Annotated in this window: 11 protein-coding genes; 6 read left to right on the top strand and 5 right to left on the bottom strand. The window is 67.9% G+C overall.

The features are described 5' to 3' along the window. Window positions 1–294: 294 nt before the first annotated feature. Complete coding sequence (locus QHF83_RS02735) at window positions 295–3444, bottom strand: peptidoglycan-binding protein (protein ID WP_282416170.1); 3150 nt, start codon at window positions 3442–3444, stop codon at window positions 295–297. 1150 nt (window positions 3445–4594) lie between these two features. Here QHF83_RS02735 and QHF83_RS02730 point away from each other — a divergent pair. Next, the gene (locus QHF83_RS02730) at window positions 4595–5113 is read left to right on the top strand and encodes a hypothetical protein (protein WP_282416169.1); all 519 of its coding nucleotides are present in this window, start codon (window positions 4595–4597) and stop codon (window positions 5111–5113) included. A 37-nt stretch (window positions 5114–5150) separates the two neighbouring features. Here QHF83_RS02730 and QHF83_RS02725 read toward each other — a convergent pair whose 3' ends face one another. Both QHF83_RS02725 and QHF83_RS02720 read right to left on the bottom strand, forming a co-directional pair. After that, complete coding sequence (locus QHF83_RS02725; protein ID WP_282416168.1) at window positions 5151–6680, bottom strand: SBBP repeat-containing protein; 1530 nt, start codon at window positions 6678–6680, stop codon at window positions 5151–5153. Between the two features lie 288 nt (window positions 6681–6968). Then, a complete protein-coding gene (locus QHF83_RS02720; protein WP_282416167.1) occupies window positions 6969–9176 on the bottom strand; it encodes a prolyl oligopeptidase family serine peptidase in 2208 nt (735 codons plus the stop codon). A 139-nt stretch (window positions 9177–9315) separates the two neighbouring features. On the opposite strand from QHF83_RS02720, the gene QHF83_RS02715 reads away from it, so the two are divergent. From QHF83_RS02715 to QHF83_RS02700, 4 genes are all read left to right on the top strand, one after another. Next, window positions 9316–9900 (top strand): hypothetical protein, encoded by a 585-nt coding sequence (locus QHF83_RS02715; protein WP_282416166.1) that lies wholly within the window; start codon window positions 9316–9318, stop codon window positions 9898–9900. A 62-nt stretch (window positions 9901–9962) separates the two neighbouring features. Continuing rightward, window positions 9963–10904, top strand: coding sequence for a hypothetical protein (locus tag QHF83_RS02710; RefSeq protein WP_282416165.1), 942 nt, complete (start codon window positions 9963–9965; stop codon window positions 10902–10904). After that, window positions 10901–12469, top strand: coding sequence for a L,D-transpeptidase (locus QHF83_RS02705; protein ID WP_282416164.1), 1569 nt, complete (start codon window positions 10901–10903; stop codon window positions 12467–12469). The genes QHF83_RS02710 and QHF83_RS02705 overlap by 4 nt, the downstream gene beginning before the upstream one ends. Window positions 12470–12718: 249 nt before the next feature. Then, window positions 12719–13951 (top strand): ATP-binding protein, encoded by a 1233-nt coding sequence (locus tag QHF83_RS02700; RefSeq protein WP_348980422.1) that lies wholly within the window; start codon window positions 12719–12721, stop codon window positions 13949–13951. Window positions 13952–13984: 33 nt separating this feature from the next. On the opposite strand, the gene QHF83_RS02695 is transcribed toward QHF83_RS02700, so the two are convergent. Continuing rightward, window positions 13985–15679 carry a choice-of-anchor Q domain-containing protein gene (locus QHF83_RS02695; protein ID WP_282416162.1) on the bottom strand — a complete coding sequence of 565 codons (1695 nt, stop codon included), beginning with the start codon at window positions 15677–15679 and terminating at the stop codon, window positions 13985–13987. Window positions 15680–15786: 107 nt separating this feature from the next. On the opposite strand from QHF83_RS02695, the gene ggt reads away from it, so the two are divergent. Continuing rightward, window positions 15787–17577, top strand: coding sequence for a gamma-glutamyltransferase (gene ggt / locus QHF83_RS02690; protein ID WP_282416161.1), 1791 nt, complete (start codon window positions 15787–15789; stop codon window positions 17575–17577). A 311-nt stretch (window positions 17578–17888) separates the two neighbouring features. Here ggt and QHF83_RS02685 read toward each other — a convergent pair whose 3' ends face one another. Further along, window positions 17889–19100, bottom strand: coding sequence for a hypothetical protein (locus QHF83_RS02685; RefSeq protein WP_282416160.1), 1212 nt, complete (start codon window positions 19098–19100; stop codon window positions 17889–17891). Window positions 19101–19189: the final 89 nt, after the last annotated feature.

The raw sequence follows: 19189 nt of genomic DNA, 5'->3' as shown, positions 1-19189 counted from the left end.
GGGCTATCCGCCCCTGGACCCGGACCAGCGCAAGCGCTGGACCCGGGGTCGATGAACTGCGCGATGCGCAGTTCATCGAACAGGCCGAGTCAAGACCGGCGACGATCCTGCCAACCGAAACAGCCGCGCTGCCCTTTCGACTGGCAACGCGGCTCAACGGGCCCGTTGGAAGAACTGCGCGGAGCGCAGTTCTTCCACCTGAGGTCCAGGGCTTGCCCTGGTTCGGGTCGAGGGGCGAACAGCCCCCGCGGGGTCCGGGGCGGCGCCCCGGCGCGGCGGCCCCAGCTCAGCGAGCTATACGCCGCCGCGCGCTGGGCGGCTGGGCTTGGACGCTTTGGCCACCTTCGCGCCGAGCTTGGCGAAGGCCGCGCGCGTCCTCGGGCCGTAGGTGCCCGTGGCTGGCACGCCGTGTTTGGCCTGGAACTTCTTCAGCGCCGCCTCGGTTCGCTCGCCGAACGTGCCCCGGTCTGCATTCACCTGGGCCTTCGTCATGTGGCCGAGCTTCACCAGCGCATTCTGGAGCTGCGTCACGGCCGCGCTCTTGACGCCGCGTTTCATGCCGGTCCCCGGGAGTGACATCCCATGCAGCGGAGCTTTCGGCGGCGCTGCCACGGTTTCGTTCGTCGTGTCCTCTCTCTCCGAGTCGAGCATGATGGTCGCGTTGCTCGTCTCGTCCCCTGCGACGGTGGTCGTGGTGGCGCCTCTGCCTCGCGGCGAAAATGCCTCCACCCCGTAACGCCCCGACCTCGTGATCGGCAGCGTGAAGGAGCCGTCCTCCGCCGAGATCGCGGCGACCTCGGGATAGGGCGCGTCGCCTGTGCTGATCGCGACGGTCGCGCCAGCGATGGGGCGTCGTTGCCGGTCGATGACCCGGCCCCTGAGCATCGTCGCCGTACGCTCCCGCGGCCGTTCCCCTGCGCTCTCCGTCGCGGGCGCCTCTTCTCTGCGCGGCGCGCGTCGCCTCCGCGGATTCGGCGTCTCCGCCCCCGCCTCCGCTGCCCATTTCGTCAGGTTGCGGAGCACTTCGGCGGTGATCCGCGTCCCCGAGTTGAACTTCACGCTGGGCGTGGTGCCGTTCGTGTGGATCGCCGCCACGATGCGCTTCCCATTCCGGAGCGTGACCCACACCGGGCTGCCGCTCTGACCGCCGAACGTATCGATGTCGTACTGGACCCGCCGCGTCCCGATGTTCTGGAGCTTTCGCGCGTGGAAGAAGAGGCGCCGGCCGAGCTCTCGATCCGAAGGGTACCCCGCGATGTTCGCGAGGACGCCCTCGAGCTCCGTGTTCGACGCCGGCATGGGCACGAAGAAGCCACTTTCGAGCCTGATGGGCTCGTCGAGCAGGATGACGCCGTAATCGTACTCCGACGACTTGTCCTTGATCCACCCCTCCGCGGCGCGGAACTTCTTCCCCACCACCGAGCCGAACGGCCTCGCGTCGGAATCGAGCGCCGGGGTGACCTCCACGGATTTCATGAAGCCCCCGAAGGCGTGGGAATAGACGCAATGCCCCGCCGTGACGACGGTACGCGGATTGATGAGCCAGCCCGTGCCGATGAAACGCTTTCCATCTGCGCTGGTCATGCGCAACGAGCAGATCGCGCGCCAGGGCAGCGCCGTCGTCGGGGTGATGAGCCGCCGATCGTCGACGCCGCCGATGATGGTCTCGGTCGCCGTGATGGGGGCCAGGTAGGCTGGGTCGAACATGGTCTCCGGCTCGGACGCGGCCTCGATCGCGACCGCGGCTTCCTCCCCCGTGTGCCTGGCGGGGCGCAGGACAGGGTCGGAGGGCGCAGCGCCCGTTTCGAGCCCGGGCTGGACCTCGGCGGCGACCCCGCTGGCGCGCCGATACCCAGGTACGAACTCCAGGACTCCCTCCAAGGGAGCGACGTTGCTCTCCTCCCCTCGCTCCTCGGCAGATTCGACGGTGGTCTCGTCCCCGTTCTCCGGGGCAGACCCGACGCACGGCCCGGAAGCGACCGGCTTTCCACGTGCGCGCGATTCTGTCTCGTCCATGTCCGCCTCGTCCATGTCTGCCTCGTCCATATCCGCCTCGTCCATATCCGCCTCGGCCATGTCCGCCTCGGCCATGTCCGCCGTTTCCGATCGTCTCGCGCCTCTCGGCGGGCTCGCGTCGTTGATGCGACCGCAGGACACGTCCACGGCCGGCTCGCCCTCGTCGAAGCGGATCGTCGTGAGCCCGTTCTTGTCGGTCCGCGCCCAGCGCAGGTCGCGCTTGGCGCGTGTCTTCTTCATGAGATCGATCGTCCTCGCGTTCGGGTGCCGCTTGCTCTTTTCGCCGGCGCATATGCCGAGCAATCGGGGATTCCCCATGAGCTCGAGGAGCTCTGCGCTGATTCCGTTGTCGCTCCCGTGATGCGACAGCTTCACGAAGTCGTAGGGAGCGTCCTTCCGGATGGCCCCGAGGATCTTCTTCATCCCAGCGAGCACCGTGGGGTCCGTGGTTTGCGGATCCGCGAGCTGCATATCCCCGGTGAACAGGAGCTTCTTGCCTTGATATGCGAAGGTCAGCACCGAGCTCTGGAGGTTCACGAACTTCGATACGCGGGGAATTCCCGCCTCCTCGACCTCCCCGGCCTCCTCGTCCTCGGAGGCGAAACGCGAGGCGAACCTGCGGTAAACCTCGAGCTCACGCGCCTCTTTGGCCTCGTCGGTCTCCTCGTCGGGGCTCCCGGTGCTCTCGGCCGCGAGCACTTTCTCGATTTCGACGCTCATCGTCTCCAGACCCCCGGAGATGCCCTCCGCGCAGGCGGCGACGTGTTTTCGGGTCGGGCCGAGGAGCTTCAGGGAAACCCCGCCGCGCGCGAGCGCCTCCACGAGCGGCCGGACCGCGGGGTCGTCGCTCCCCAAAAACGGAATGACCCGCGTTCCTTTGCGGGCCAGCGTATTCAGCATCTCGCGGTACTCGTCGTCCATGCGCTGCGCCTCTTCGAGGAACGCGCTCTCCTCGCCGGCGTCGTCGAACTCTTGCGGCTCCTCGCGCAGGGCCGCCGCGATCCGGAGCGCGGAGGGCGATACCTCCGGCGCCGCGCGTTCCCTGCCCACGTTGCCCCAGCCGAGCTCCGGATGCGCCACGAGCGCCCATTCGGCGACGAGGTGCCCGTCGCGCACGAGCCGCGGCAGGCACCCGATGTGATCCTGATGCGCATGAGAGACGATGAGAAGGGTCACCACGGATGCGCGACCTCGCTGCGGCAGGAGCGGCTTGATCTGCTCCTGAATCGAGCGGTGTCCGTCTTTCCGCCGGTGATTGGCGGGGTGGGCCCCGTCGATCATGATAGAGGTGTCGCCGAAGCGGCAGAGCACTGCATCGCCGTAGGGTTGTTCCCCAACGTCGAGCAACGTGAGCGTGAACGGCGCCTCGGCGGAAAGGGCGCGGCGCGCCTCGGTCCCGCCCGCATCCTCGGGTTTTTTACGGCCCATGGTCATACCTCCAGGTCAAACACATCGGGCGCTCGTAGCGTCGCCGCGAAATGCCCCTCGCTCATTTCATTGGCGAGCCTGCCCGACGCCGCAAGGACCTACCGCGTGGCGACCGTGTTCGTGCCCGAGCCGTTGCCACGTGAAACCCAGACACCATATTGACAGAGGGGGTGGACCATGGGCGGGTACGAGGAGGGCATTGGTCTCTTCTTGGGCTGGGGCCGCCGCGCCGGGGCTCTGCCCCGGACCCCGCGGGGGCTATCCGCCCCTCGACCCGGACCAGGCACGGCCTGGACCGAAGGTGGAAGAACTGCGCTCCGCGCAGTTCTTCCAACGGGCCGCGTTGCCAGTCGAAAGGGCAGCGCGGCTGTCTTGATGGGAGGGGGCGCTCGCGGGACCCGAGCCATGGGCGCGGCGGCGCCAATCCAAGCGCTAGATCCGAGCTGGGTCATGGGGCGCGGCGACGCGAGGTCCCGCGCCACGTCGTAGCCCTCCGCAACCGGGCACGTGCGGATCCGTCGCCTCCGCGCCCTCGGCAACCGCGTCGTCCACGCCATCGCAAACCGCGTCCTGGCCCTTCCCCTCGCGCGTCCTCATCCTGCTTCGTCCACGAGGGCGTGCGCCCCTCTGGGCGTACTCTCGCTCATCGCGCACGAGTACATGCGCCCCCCGGGCGTCCTCACCCTGCTCCGTTCGCGAGGACGTGCGCCCCTCCGGGCGTGATCACGCTCGTCGCGCGTGAGGACGTGCGCCTCCCCGGTCGTCCTCTCCCTCTCTGGGGACGAGCTCGTGCGCCTCCCCGGGCGTGCTCACGCGCATCGCGCACGAAGACGTGCGCCCCTCCGGGCGTGCTCACGCGCATCGCGCACGAAGACGTGCGCCTCCCCGGGCGTGCTCACGCGCATCGCGCACGAAGACGTGCGCCTCCCCAGGCGTGCTCATGCTCATCGCGCGCGAGCACGAGCGACCCACCGCGCCTGTTCACCCTCTCTGTTCGCGAGGACGTGCCCCCCCTCGCGCGTGCTCACACTCCGCGCGGCCGCCCACAGAGCAAGATTCCGCCGATGACAGCATTCGGCCCCTGCTTATCTTGCGGCCCTCACCCCAAGACGCCCGCTCCTTCCATGAGGGTGCGGCCATGGAGGTTTTCGTGAACGACAAGATTGCTCCCTATATGGGCCCCACCATCATCGACGTGACCAGCATCCGTCCGAAGCTCGTGGACGTCGCCAATGGCACGCTTTCGGGCGCGCGGCGCCAGAAGCCCGGTTTTCCGGAGGTCTTCGACGAACTTTCGAAGGCCCTCCCGCAGTACGGCGAGACCCTCGGCATTCACGCCGGGATCTGGGAGAAGCTCGTCGACAAGACCGTCACGCTCGAGGAGATCCGAGCGCTCAAGAAGGATGTCCTCAAGCTCGCCGAGGTCCTCGAGGAGAGCGAGATCTACTACGAGGACGCGCGTGAGTCCGACATCAGCCGCATCGGCGGTTTCCTCGACGCCACCATTCAGCACGGCGACCCGTCCGTGCAGGCCGCCTTCAACAAGACCCTGACGTACCGCGCCCAGTACGCGAAAAAGGCCGCCGAGACGCGCCGCAAGAACAAGCAAGCCCGCCTCGAGACGAACGCCGAGACCAGCACGGAGCCCAGCGCCCCGAACCCCGCCTGAGGTCGAAGCCGCTGCGCTGGGGCGTTTCGTTGGAGCGTCAGGGGCCTAGGATCTTCGTGAGAAAGCCGCCCCAGCCGGAGTTGGTCGGCTGCGCGGCGTGATGGACGGGGAAATTCGCGGAACTCGTCCAACCAGCCACGACGGCGCTTCCATGACCATCGACGGCGACGCCGAACGAATAATCGGTGCCGCTCCCGCCCAAATACGTCGCGTACGCTGCCGCCGATCCCGAAACATTCAGCTCCATCAAGAATCCGTCGGTAGAGCCGCCGTAAGACTTCTGAAGCGCATTCGCCGTCACCGGGAAGCTGGGCGAGACCGTCATCCCCGTGACGTACGCCCTTCCGCTGCTGCTCACGGCGATGCGGGGGAGGTCGTACCCGCTCTGGCCGCTCCCCACCCAGGTGGAGTACGAAATGGCGCTGCCAGGCTCGTTGATCTTCGTCACGAATACGTCGAATTCATCGGCAGGTCCGCTCTTGACGCGACGGAACGCGCCCGGCGTCGTGGGGAAGTTGGTGGACCTCGAAATCCCAACCACGTATGCATTGTAAGCGCTGTCCACCGCGATTCCGTACCCGGCGTCGGTCGTGCTGCCTCCGAGCAGGGTCGAATAATAAGGCGCCGACCCGCTCGGGATCAGCTCGGTGACGAAAACATCCGAATCATACGAGGGGTTACCGTAGATCCTCTGATATGCGCCGGGCGTCGTCGGGAAGGGGAGCCCGACGCCGTTCGGCGGAGGATCCGTGCGCCCGACGATGTATGCATAACCGGCCGCATCGACGGCGATGTCCATGGCGTCCTCGGAGCCACTACCTCCGAGGTACGTCGAGTACACGAGGCTCGAGCCCGACACATTCAGCTTCGTGACGAATGCATCCATGTCCCCGCGGCGCGTTTGCTGCATTGCCCCGGGCGTCACAGGAAAATCGACCGAAAGCGTACTACCTGTCACGTAAGCATTTCCAGCGGGATCCACGGCGAGTCCGTACGGCCGGTCTTCACCGCTGCCGCCAAACCTGCTGTAGTAGGCGAGCGCATTGCCCGCGGCATTGAGCTTCGCGACGAGGATCGTCTGCGTCGAGCCGTACGAATTGGTCTTCGCGAGCACGTACACGCATCCCGCGCTGTCCACCACCATATCCCGGACATCCTCATTGCCGGGGCCGCCGAATGTCGCCGTCCACAAGAGCGCGCCGCTGGCGTTGTATTTGGCGACAAAGATATCGATGTTGGTGGTACCGCTGATCGTCGTCGTGCCCGCCACGTACACGTTCCCCGCCGGGTCCACCGCCGGCGTGCCGCCCCAGATGCTTCCCGTTCCTCCGAAGAACGTCGAGAAACCCAGCGAGGTGAGCGCCTCCGTCGCCTCGGCGACGTTCTCCTCGTCGTCCACGACGTCGGAGCCGCCGCTCGCCTCGACCTCCTCCCACTCCTCGACGACCATCTCGTCCACGGGCGCGCAACCCAGCATCGCCGGCGCGAGGCCGGCCAAACAGAGCCCTGCAGCCGTCCATCGGCCCGTCGTCATCATCGCTTTGCCCAAGGTATGCGCAGTCTTCATCGTGTGCCTCCGGTGTCGGAGGCAGCATCAGCAGGACCCGGGCCAACGCTCGGGCGGCGGGAATGACGCGTAAAAGCTCGAGCGGGTTTGGCCGTGGAGGGCGGCTGACGCGTCAATCGCGCGCGGGTACCGCCAACGGGACCGCTGACGTGCCAACCGACTCGCTGGAAGAACTGCGCATCGCGCAGTTCTTCCACCCTCGGTCCAGGCCGTGCCTGGTCCGGGTGCAGGGGCGGATAGCCCCTGCCGGGGTCCGGGGCAGAGCCCCGGCGAAGCGCCGCCGCTCCCTCAGTGCGCGACGTGCCCGAATGCAAACGCGAGCATATCGACCCCCTGCTCCACGCGGCTCTTCACCATATCGGCACCCCCGTGACCCGCGTGCTTCTCCACGCGCATCAACACCGGCTGATTGCCCGCCTGCGCCGCTTGCAATGCCGCCGTCGTCTTCCACGCGTGCAGCGGATGCACGCGATCATCCGCGTCCGCCGACAGCATCAGGAACGCCGGGTACTTCGTCCCTGGCTTCACGTTGTGATACGGCGAATACGCGAACAGCGCCTTGAACAGCGCCTCCTCCTTGGGGGATCCGTACTCGGCGACCCACGTCTTCCCGTCGCCGAACAGCGGATACCGGATCATGTCGAGCACTGGCACCGCGCAGAGCACCGCGCTGAACAGATCCGGCCGCTGATTCGCCACCGCGCCCACGAGTAGCCCGCCGTTCGAGCCGCCGTACGCGACCAGCCGATCCGTCGACGTCAGCTTCTCCTTCACCAGCCACTCGGCTGCGGCGATGAAATCGTCGAACACGTTCTGCTTCTTCGTCAGCATCCCGCCGCGGTGCCATTCCTCGCCGTACTCCGCGCCGCCACGCAGATTCGGCACGGCAAGGCCGCCGCCATTCTCCAGCCACGTGTAGTACATCGGCGAGAACGCCGGCGTCTTGCTGATGTTGAAGCCGCCGTAGCCCGTCAGCAGGAACGGCGTCGTCCCGTTCTTCGGGGCGTCCTTCTTCCGGACGACGAACATCGACACCTGCGTGCCGTCCTTCGACGGGTAGAAGACCTGCTCGATCGCGTACGGAGCCGGATCGACCGGCGCCTTGAGCGCGTACCAGAGCTTGCTCTCGCCCGACTTGACGCTCGCCTCGAAGATCGACGTCGGGTACGTGAACGACGTGAACACGTAGTGGGCGCGATCCTCGTCCGGCTCGCCGAAGAGACCGCTCGTCGTGCCGAGCCCCGGCATCTTGATCGCGTGCACCTTCTTGCCCGCCGTCGTCCACACCTCGATCTCGCTCGACGCCTTGCGCAGGTACGTGAGCGCCAGGTGCCCGCCGACGATCTCCGCCGCTTCGAGCACCGCGTCCTTCGACTCGGGCACGATCACCTTCCACTGATCGCGCGCCGGTTTGGCCGGGTCGACGGCGAACACGCGACCGCGCGGCGAGCCCTCCGTGGTGCGGAGGTAAATCACGTCCTTGTGGGCGAAGGCGCTCATCGAGCCCTCGTAACCCTTCACGAGATCGACCCACGCCGCGCCCTTCTTGCGCAGGTCGAGGAACTTGATGCCGTTCACGTTGCCGCCGTGCAGCACGTTCACCACGAGGAAATGACCGTCCCGCGAGAGCCGCGCTTCGAGCTCCGTCTCGGGATCGCCGTTCTTCGGCAGCACGAGCGTGTCCGTGTCCGCCTTCTTGCCGAGCTCATGGAAGCGCACCTCGGAGTAGCCGGGCAGCTCGGAGGCCGGGATCTTCGGGTCGACGGGGACCGAGACGTAGTAAAAACCGTCGCTCTTCGGGGTCCAGAGCGGGTAGGCGTACTCGGCGCCCGGGATCGTGTCGATCGCGCTGTCCTTGCCCGTCGTGACGTCGCGCAGGCGCATCTGGCCCGCGTCCGCGTTGTTCGGGTGCACGACGTACGCGACCCATTTGCCGTCGTACGAGGGGACCCACGCGCCGAGCGAGGTCGATCCATCGGCGCTGAGCGAGGCGACGTCGATCAAGACCTTCTGCTCGCCCTTCTCACCCTCGCGCCAGTAGATCGTCTTCTTCTCCTTGTCCGCGGGCTTGTGCGACCAGAACGAACGTTTCCCGCGCTGGATCGGCGGGCTCATCGATTCGAGGTACGAGAGCGCGCGGAGCTTCTCGGCGAACGCCTCTCGCTTCGGCAGCTTCGCGAGCTCGGCGCGCGCGAGGTCGTCCTGCGCCTTCACCCACGCTTGAACCTCGGGCGAACGTTCGTCCTCGAGCCACCGGTAAGGATCGGCGACCTTGACGCCGAAGAACGTGTCCGACGCGTCGATTTTCCGTGTCGCGGGGTAGGGGAACGCGGGCTTTGGCGCGGATACGTCGGGCTTGGCTTCGGCGGCCTCCGTCGTCTTTGCGGGCGGGGGCGGGGGGATGTCGCCGCCTCCTTCCGGGGCCGGCGGCGCGCCGGCGCAGGCGGCGAGGAGCACGGGGAGGACGGCGAGCGAGGAGGTGCGCGAGAGGTTCATCGGCGCGCATGATGCTCACGCGTCACGAGGGTTTTCAAGGGCCCGAACCCGTGGCACACTCGCCGGGGTTCGGGGTGCAGCTCGGCTTGCCCGAGCGGAACCCCGAGCGTCGAGTGGTTTTCCGTCGAGGGAGGTGCTCGTGCGAACGTGGCTGTTTTCTCTCTTCGCGCTCGTGGTTCCTCTGGGGTGTGCGGCTCCGCCGAACTTCCCCTCGCAAGAGGAGCTTTACGACGAACCCCGGGATTTCAATCGCTTCGCGGTCTTCAGCCAAGGACGCGAGGTGATCGGCGGCCAGGTGGACCCGGGCGGCGTGCTCGGGCTCGACGTGAACCTCGGCCGCTACACCGATCCGGACGATCACGCGCTCCGCGGGAAAGTCTACGGGCGGCTCGTCGACATGCGCGTCGAGGGGGATCGCGTGAGCGGGTTCGCGTCGTCGCTCCCGTTCGAGCTCACGGTCACGCGCGAGCCGCGGGTGACCACGGCGCGTGGGCTCGTCTACGGCAGGAACGTCGAGGTCGCGATGAGCGACGAGCGCGCGCACGTGGTGCTCGACCGTTGTGAGCTCGACCTCGGGCGACGCGGACAGGTGTACGTGGGGAAGAAGCGTTGTGACGGGCGCTGGCAGCCGGAGGAGGTGGAGCTCCAGGTCGGCCACGGGTTCGCCTCGTGGAGCGATGCGGAGCGTCTCTCCGCACTCTCCTTGATGCTCTTCGTCGACTGATCGCGGTCCTTCACGATCGCCTTGACGAACAGCGCCTTCCGGGACTCTACTCTGCCCCGACCATGAAAGGCACCTCGCTCGTCTACAGCTCGCACGACCGATCCGACCTGATCCACGATCACTTCATCGTGCAGCGAGCGCTGCGCGGCGAGAACAACCGGCGGATCCTGTTCCTCCCGATGTCCGAGACCCCGCAGAACGGGAGCGAGTACGAACGTCAGGAGTTCGCCTGGGGCAACTTCCGCTACTTCTTCAGCTTCTACGATCGGTTCGGCCTCGAGTACCTGCCTTTCTACTGGAACAGCGGGCTCGGCGCCGAGGACGTCGAGACGTTCTGGCATTACCTGTGGTCGTCGGAGGTCGTGATCCTCGGCGGCGGGCACAGCGTGACGGGCCTGCACCGCTACAAGGATCTCGGGGCGCGCTGGAGCGGCGAGCCCGGCAAGTTCGGGCGGATCCTGCACGAGCGCAAGGCGCGGGGCCTGCTCACGGTGGGCTTCTCGGCGGGCGCCGATCAGCTCTGCGAGCACATCTTCCGGCGCACGTACGACGACTACACGGACACGAAGGGTTTCGGCCTGGTGCGCAAGTCGATGATCACGCTGCACCACGACTCGAGCCGCAACGGCGATCTCTGGGACGCGGCGCGGCGCTTCGGCGACTACCGTGTCTTCGGCCTGCCGAACGACGCGGGCCTGAACGTCGACTGGGGCGTCTTGCCCTCGGGCAACATCTGGCAGATCTACGAGTTCGTCGTGGACCGGACGTGGGACATCCCGTCGGATCAGTTCCACATCCGCACGCGCCAGGGCGCGCTCATCGATCACTTCGATCCGCACGGGCGGCACTGGGCGTTCGACAACGGCGATCACCTCGTGCGGATCCAGTCGCCCGACGGCCGCTTCGACGAGTCGTGGATGACGGCGGGCGGCTCGCTCCTGCACTACGGCACGCGTCGGCCGAGCCGGTTCTCGAGCATCTCGGAGATCCTCGCCTCGCATTGACCCGGCCCGTCCTCCCGCTCCTCTGCGCGCTCGCGGCCGGTTGCGGCGGCCCGAAGGCCGAGGCCGTGCCCGACGCGGGCGCAGAGGCAGGAGCGGACGCGGACGCGGCAGCAGCAGCGGATGCAGGAGCGGACGCGGCAGCGGTCGCCGCAGCGGTAGCGGACACGGACGTCGAGCCGCCCCGCCTCGGCTCCATCGGCTACACCACCTTCATCTACCAGGATCGCTCGCGAAAGCGCCGGATCGGCGACGTTCGTCCGGGGACGACGGTCATCCTCCAGAGCGACGAGCCCGTGGAGGTGCCGCCCTCGCAGCTCGGCGGCTGCAAGAGCGGCCGCTTTTACCCCGTCGCGCCTCGCGGCTTCATCTGCGAGGACGAGACCATCACCCGGAACCTCGACGATCCACGCTTCCGCGCGCTCGCGCTCGCCGCCCCGCGTGATGGCTCGCGGCCCTACGACTACGCGTTTTCCACGCGGGCGCCAATGTACGGCCGGATCCCCACGTCGAGCGAGCAAGCCCGGACCGAGCGACGCCTGCGGCCCGTGGCGGATCTCGCCCGGGTCCGCCGCTCGATGGATGGGCACGAGGATCTCGCCGAGCTCACGCCCACTCCGGCGCGTGATCCCATTCCCGAGTTTCTGCTCGGCGGAAAGGAAGCGCCCGTGCCCGCGGGACGGCGCGGCGGCCTCGTGCGCAAGGAGATCCCGCATGGATCCATGCTTTCCTTCGCGCATGCCTTCGACGTCGAGGGACGCACGTTCCTGCTCTCGCCCGATCTGACCCTCGTCCCCGCCGATCGCATGCGCCGCTTCCGCCCGAGCGCGTTCCGCGGCGTCGCCGTCGGCAGCTCGAATCCATTACCGATCGGCTGGTTCCGCAAGGCGGCACGGACGAAGTACAAGCGGGAGGAGAGCGGCGCGTTCGTCGTGACGGGCGAGAGCTGGGCGCCGCGCACGTCCGTGCGGTTGTCGGGGAAATCGATCACGCACGACGGGGATCTCTTCTGGGAGACGCTCGAGCCCGGGCCGACGTATGCGCGGGCGCGGGACATTTCGGTCGTCGCCGAGCCGGACGAGTGGCCCCGGATGGTGGGGGCCGACGAGAAATGGATCGACGTGTCGCTCTCGCGCGGGACGATGACGCTGTTCGAGGGGCGCCGCGCGGTGTATTCGACGCTGATGTCGCCGGGCGCGGGCGGGGTGACGGCGTCGCCGAAGGCGACCACGGAGGAGCTCGTCCGCGGGGCGTTCACGCCGCTCGGGAGTTATCGCATTGCCGTGAAATACCGGGCGGCGCAGCTCACGGACGAGGCGACGGCGGATCCGTCGTCGTTCTGGATCGCGGACGTGCCGTGGGTGCAATACTTCCGCAATCCCTTCGCGATTCACGCGGCGTACTGGCACGAGGATTTCGGCACGCCGAAGAGCGGCGGCTGCATCAACCTGTCGCCCGAAGACGCGTCGATCGTGTTCGCCTGGACCGACCCGCCCGTCCCCGAGGGCTGGTCGAGCGCGGACGCGCGACCGAGCGAGCCGGGGACGTGGGTCGTGATTCGGAAGTGAGGATACCGAGCGCCCACGTCCGAGCGGCTTGGCCCGTTCCGGTGGCACGCGACCGCGCTCCGCGCGGCGGGTGGACCGGGTTGGGGTCACAATCGAATGGCGTGCCCAGGAGCGAGCTTGTCACCATGGTGGCCGTGCAGTATCAAATCGACGATGACGGCTGCCATTTGCAGTCGGGCAGAGCCCGCGCGCTATGGGGAATGTCCTCCGACGGAGGACCTCGCCCCTTACCCAGGGGCCCTCGTCGGTATCGTCCAGGATTTATCGCTCGCCCGCGATATGCCGACGATCATGGAGATCGTCCGGAAGGCGGCGAGGGAGCTCACCGGCGCCGACGGAGCGACGTTCGTCCTGCGCGACGGCGACCTCTGCTACTACGCGGAGGAGAACGCCATCGCCCCGCTCTGGAAAGGCCGGCGATTCCCGATGTCCGCGTGCATCAGCGGCTGGGCGATGATCCACCGCGAGGCCGTCGCAGTCGAGGACATCTATGATGATCCCCGCATTCCTGTGGACGCTTATCGGCCGACGTTCGTGCAGAGCCTGTGCATGGTGCCCATCCGGACGAAGGCGCCCATCGGCGCGATCGGTAATTACTGGGCGTCTCGGCACCACGCGACGCCGTGCGAGCTCGCGCACCTGCAGGCGCTCGCCGATAGCACCTCGGTGGCGGTGGAGAATGTCGAGGTCTACGCCGAGCTGGAGAAGCGCGTCCAGGACCGGACGCGCGAGCTCGAAGCGAGGAGCCGCGAGCTCGCCGCGGAGCACGCGGCGCTCCTCGAGCTTCAGCGGCAGAAGGAGGAGCTGAGCGCGCTCGTCGTGCACGATCTCAAGAGCCCCGCCGCCGCGATCGCGCTCGCGGCGGCAGTACAGCTACGGAGCGCCGACCTGAACCCCGCCGAGCGGCGCCGCTGGAGCGCCGTGTTCTCCTCCGCGGAGAGAATCATCCGCACGGCGGCCAACGTGCTCGACATCGCCCAGAGCCAGGACGGCAGGCTCGTGCCGCGATACGCCGATGTCGAGCTTTGTGGGTTGCTCGCCGAGATCCGTGACGTCGTCTTGCCCATCGCCGAGAAACACGAGCAGACCATCGAGCTGTCTTGTGACGTGCCCGCGGGCGCGCTTCGGGCCGATCGGGATCTCCTCGGGCGCACGCTGCATAACTTCGTCGACAATGCCCTTCGGTACAGTCCCACGAGGAGCACGGTGCGCATCGAGGCGCGCGCGGACGCCGCGTGGGTGACGGTCGCCGTCTGCGACGAGGGCCCCGGGGTCCCGGTCGAGATGCGCGAACGCATTTTCGACCGGTACGTGCGGCTCGAAGGCAATGGCCGCAGCGGTTGGGGGCTCGGGCTCTCGTTCTGCAAACTGGCCGTCGAGGCGCACGGCGGGGCGAGCTGGATCGAGGACAACACGCCGAAGGGGAGCCGGTTCTGCTTCAGGCTCCCGACCACTTTGGTCCAGGGCACGCTGATGACGTGATGCCGAGCCGTCCCGGGACCCGATTGCAATGCATCAGGGTTCGTACGCGCCGAGCGTGCACTGGGCCGGATTACGGGGTTTGCCCCGCTGATCGGTGGCCGGGCAACCTGCGCCCGCGCCGATCGCCGGGCTCCCGGCCTGCGGAGCGATCGTCCGCGTCGGGCCGCCATTGTCGGCGAGGTCGCCGAGGAGCGGGTCGGCGCGGGTGATGCCGGGCGTGCAATCCATGTCGTCTTTCTTGCCGTTCGGCCACTGGAGGTTGTTTTGCCCGGTGCCGGGCGGCTGGGCGTAGGCGTTGCCGGTGCAATTGAGGGGCGTGTACTCGTTGTCCGCGTCGTTGCTGATGATGGTATTGAGGATCTCGAGCTTCGTGACGTTGGAGATGCCCGAGGCGAACTGCGCGGCGTTTCCGGCGATCGTGCAGTTCGTCAGCTTGCCGGTGGTATTGTCGCCGATGATGAGGCCGCCGCCGATGCCGCGCGTGGTGAAATCGGCGCGGGGGTAGGTCTTGTTGCCGGTGATGGTGACGTTCGTGAGGTCCGCGATCGCGGGGGTCGCGCCGTGGCCGAGGATCCAGAGGCCGGCGAAGCCCTCGGATTGGTTGTTCGAGATGGTCGACGCGGTCAGGGTGACGTGCGTGCCCTGGATGTAGAGGCCTCCGGCGCTGCTCGACATTCCCTCGGCGCCTTCGTGATCCTCGATGGAGTTGCCGTCGAACGTCGAGCGATCGATCGTCGTCGGCTCGGTTTCGTACCCCGTGCGGAAGAGCGCGCCGCCGAAGGCGCGGCCCTGGTTGTTCTTCACGATCACGCCGCAGAGCGAGAGCGTGCGGCCCTTGCCATCCATGCTGATCGCGCCGCCATTGCCGCCGCGTCCGGCCTGCTGGCCATTCGGATCGATGTAATTGGCGCCATAGCCCGTGGCCTGGTTGCCCTCGATCGTGCTGTTCGCGAGGACGATGGCCGCGCCGAGCGCGCCGATGGCCCCGCCGTTCGCGGCGCGGTTGCCCGAGAAGTGGCTGCCGCTCACGGTGAGCGTGCCCAGGCCGATGCTGTAAATGGCGCCGCCCGCGACGTCGGGGCCCTCCAGGGCGGCCTCGTTGTCCAGAAAAACGCAGTCGACGACGTTGACGTTGCCGCCGACGTGGTAGATGGCGCCGCCGCCGCCGTCGGTGTCGGTGCCGAGGGGAATGGTCGTGCCCGAGGCTTTGCCGTCCCGGAGCGTGAGGCGCTGCACGGTGAGGGTCGGGCTCGTGGCCTCGAAGTTTTTCGTGTCCATCTCGAAAATGCGGGTCTTCTTGCCGCCGCTCAAGGTGACCCGGCCGCCGCCGTCGACGACGGTGTCGGCTTTGATCGTCTTTGCCGTGCCGAGCGTGATGGTGACGGGATCGGGGCCGCAATCGAAGACGACGACGCCGCCGTTCGCGAGCGCCGCGTCGAGCGCCGCTTCGGTGCAGCTCGCGGCCGTCCCTGTGCCGACGACGGCAGCGGGTTTGGAGACGTCGGCGAGCTGGTTCGGCGGGTCGCAGACGGCCGAGGCGCTGCCGCCGCCGCTTCCGCCGCTGCCGCCGCCACCGCTTCCGCCACTGCCGCCGCTTCCGCCGCTGCCGCCACTGCCGCTGCCGGTGTTGCCACCACTTCCATTCTCGCCTTCATTGCCTCCGCAGGCGGCGAGGAGCGTGGTGCAGGTGAGCGTGACGAGGGCGATGGCCGAAAAGAAAGATCGCATGGTGGACCTCCGCGGTTTCCGTCCATCCTTACGCGAGTCGCGCGGCGGCATGAAGATGTTCTCACGATGGATGCGAGCCTTCGCGTCACGCGTGGTATGAAGCGCCCGTGAACGCCCACGCTGCCGCGCGCCGGCTCCTCGTTCGTGCAACGTTCGTCGTCTCGTCGCTCCTCGTCGCCTCGTGCGGCGAGAGCGCGAAGCCCCCGGAGGTGCCGGCGGCCGCGTCTTCGCCCGCCGCGCTGCCCGCGCTCGCGCGCGTACCCGCGACGTGGCGCTTCGATCTGAAGGCCGCGCCCGCGTCGGGGCGGGACGGCATGGTCACGAGCGACGCGGCGGATGCGACGCGTGTGGGCGTGGCGATCCTCGAGAAGGGCGGGAATGCGGTCGACGCGGCGGTGGGCGTGGCGTTCGCGCTCGCCGTGGTATTTCCGCAGGCGGGAAATGTCGGCGGCGGGGGATTCATGGTCGTGCGGCCGGAGAAGGGGGAGGCGCGCGCGCTCGATTTCCGCGAGACCGCGCCGGCCAAGGCGACGCGGGAGATGTTCTTCGGGAAAAAGGACGCGTCGCTCGTCGGTCACCTCGCCGCCGGGGTGCCAGGCGCGGTGGCCGGGCTTTGGGAGGCGCATCGTGCGCATGGAAAACTCCCGTGGAAGGAGCTTTTGGCGCCCGCAATCCGGCTCGCCGAGGAGGGGTTCGTCGTGGACGAGGGGCTCGCCGAGATCATCCGGGATCGCGCGGAGGATCTCGCGCGGTTTCCGGTTTCGGCGGCGATGTTTTTGCCCGGAGGAAAGCCGCTCGCCGTGGGGGCGGTCCTGAAGAACCCGGATCTCGCGCGGGTACTATCGCGTATCGCGGAGCGCGGGGCGCCCGGGTTTTACGAGGGCGAGACGGCAAAACTGCTCGTCGAGGAAATGAAGGCGGGCGGGGGGATCGTGACGGCGGAGGATCTCGCGGCATATCGGCCAGTTTGGCGGACGCCGGTCGAGATGGCCTATCGCGGGCACAAGGTCTTCGCAATGCCGCCGCCCTCGTCGGGCGGGCTCGTGCTCGCGTTCATGCTCGGCGTGCTCGAGGGGTACGATCTGGGGAAGATGGGATTTCTTTCGCCCGAGGCGCTGCACGTGACGGTGGAGACGTCCCGCCGAGCATTCGCAAAGAGAAACCATTTCCTCGGGGATCCCGCATTCGTGCCAATTCCCACGAGCGAATTCCTCTCGGCCGAGGCGATCAAGGCGGCGCGCGCGTCGATCGATCCGGCCCGCGCGACGCCTTCATCCGAGGTCGGGTCCGGGCGCGGAGGCGCGAACGAGAAAAAACACACGACCCATTTCTCGATCGTGGATCGAAGCGGCGCAGCCGTGGCGCTGACGACGACGATCAACACGTCACTCGGCGCAGCCGTGGTCGTGCGAGGCGGCGGATTTCTCTTGAACAACGAGATGGACGATTTCGCGACCGAGCCCGGAAAGCCAAACGTCTTCGGCCTCGTGCAGGGAGAGGCGAACGCAGTCGCGCCAGGCAAGCGGATGCTCTCGTCGATGACGCCGACGATCGTGGTCGCGCCAGACGGCGCCGTGCGAATCGTGACGGGCGCAGCCGGCGGGCCGACGATCATCTCGGCAGCACTCGCAGTGATCACGAACGTGCTCGATCACGGAATGGGCGCAACCGCAGCGGTAGGCGCGCCGCGCGTGCATCACCAGCATCTGCCAGATCAAATTTTCATGGAGGAAGGCGGGGTGCCAGAAGACGTGTTGCGAGCACTCGGCGCGCGCGGGCACGAGTTCGAAGCGTGGGGCGCAATCGCAGACGCGCCGTCAATCGTGCGGGCGCCGGGCGGCGTGTGGGCAGGGGCGGCCGAGCCACGCAACAAGAGCGGTCTCGCGCTGGGGCGTTGATGGCGTAGCGCCGGGGTTTCACCCCGGACCCCGACCAGGGGTTGTCCACCCCTGGACCCGGACCAGCGCAAGCGCTGGACTCGGGGTCGAGGAACTGCGCGATGCGCAGTTCCTCGAACGGGTCAGGCCAAGACCAACCACCACCCCGCCTGCACGTTCCTGGTCTTGCCACCGGCCTGCTGGAAGAACTGCGCATCGCGCAGTTCTTCCACAAAAGGTCCAGCGCTTGCGCTGGTCCGGGTCGAGGGGCGGACAGCCCCCGCGGGGTCCGGGGCAGCGCCCCGGCGCAGCGGCTCGCGATGAGACCCGATTCAGTCGAGGTTGCCCTCGGTTGCGATCTTGAACCACGATCGCGTGGGGGTCTTCTCCTCGCGCGTGACGAAATCGGCGATCTTCGCGAGGACGGTGGCCGTGCGGTGGCCTTCCATCTGCTTCGGGTGCTTCTTGCCCTGGTCGAGGTAGCACCGCAGGAAGAGCGCGTCGTCCGTGCGCGGGAGCGCGGCGACGTTGCGGATCCATTTGGTCCAGGTCGGCGGTTCGAGCAGGTATTGCTCGACGTTCGATACGTAAAACGTGCTCACGCGGAGATCGTTTTTCTGGAGGAATGCGGCGATGGCGGGGAATGCGCCGTCGCCTGTGAAATCGCCGACGACGGGGACGACGCGGCCCTCGCGCTCCATCGCCTGGACGAACCGGAAGGCCTCGTCCGTCGCGAGGAATCCGCGCTTCTTGCCCGCAGGATCTGCCGCGCCGAGGAGCTCGCGTAGCGAGGGGTATTTGCGACCGGAGTTTTCTTTGAGCTCGAACCGGAGGTCGAGCTGTTTGTCGAAGAACACCTGCGTCATCTGCGCGAGCGAGCGCTTGTCCTTGTCCGTGAGCGTGACGCCGTAGACCTCCTGCATGCGCTTCATGGCCCGATCGACGGTCGTGGCGAAGAGCTTCGGATCGGGGGCCTTCGCCTCGGCGTGCTTCAGGACGGCGTCGACGTCGGCGTTCGCGGGCGGGGCCGTGGCTGCGTCGTAGGGCCGGCCGACGAGCAGCGCGAGGAAATGGGAGCGGCTCTCGGCCTCCTCGAAGAGAAATCGATAATAAAGGTGCTGGAGGAGGTTGTCGCGGCGGATGTCGACGATGAACGCGAGGCGCGGGCGGGTGAGCGCGAGATACGTAAAATTCTGCTCGGGCCCGACGCCGATGTAGACGCCCCCCGCGGGCCGCGCCGCGAGCGCGTCGGCGGTCTGGAGATACGACGTCTCGTTCGAGATGAGGTTGTCCGAGATGAAGTCGCCCCCCGGCTCGGAGAGGGAGCGTACGAGCTCACCGAAGGGGCCGTACGCAGGAGCGACGGGGGCGGAGGCAGGGACGACGGCGGATGCGGAGGCGGGGGCGGAGGCGCGCGTGGATGCGGAGGCGGACGGGGCCGCGGAGGCGGCGGGTTCGTGCTTGGGCGGGTCGCACGCGGCGGCGAGGAGGAGGGCGAGGAGTGGGGCGAGGCGGGGGAGCAGGCGCGGGGTTTTGGGGGCCATGGCGAGCGGGAACGCCTCGACGGGCGGGCGTCGTCCAGGGCGTCGAGGGTCCGATGGAACCGCGCGGGATGTCAAGGCGTCGAGGGGCG

Origin of the sequence: Polyangium sp. 15x6 (assembly GCF_029960785.1) — a bacterium.
In the GTDB taxonomy this organism is placed as follows: domain Bacteria; phylum Myxococcota_A; class Polyangia; order Polyangiales; family Polyangiaceae; genus Polyangium.
The sequence above is the reverse complement of the archived record's forward strand: the minus strand, read 5'-3'. Positions and strand labels throughout refer to the sequence as shown.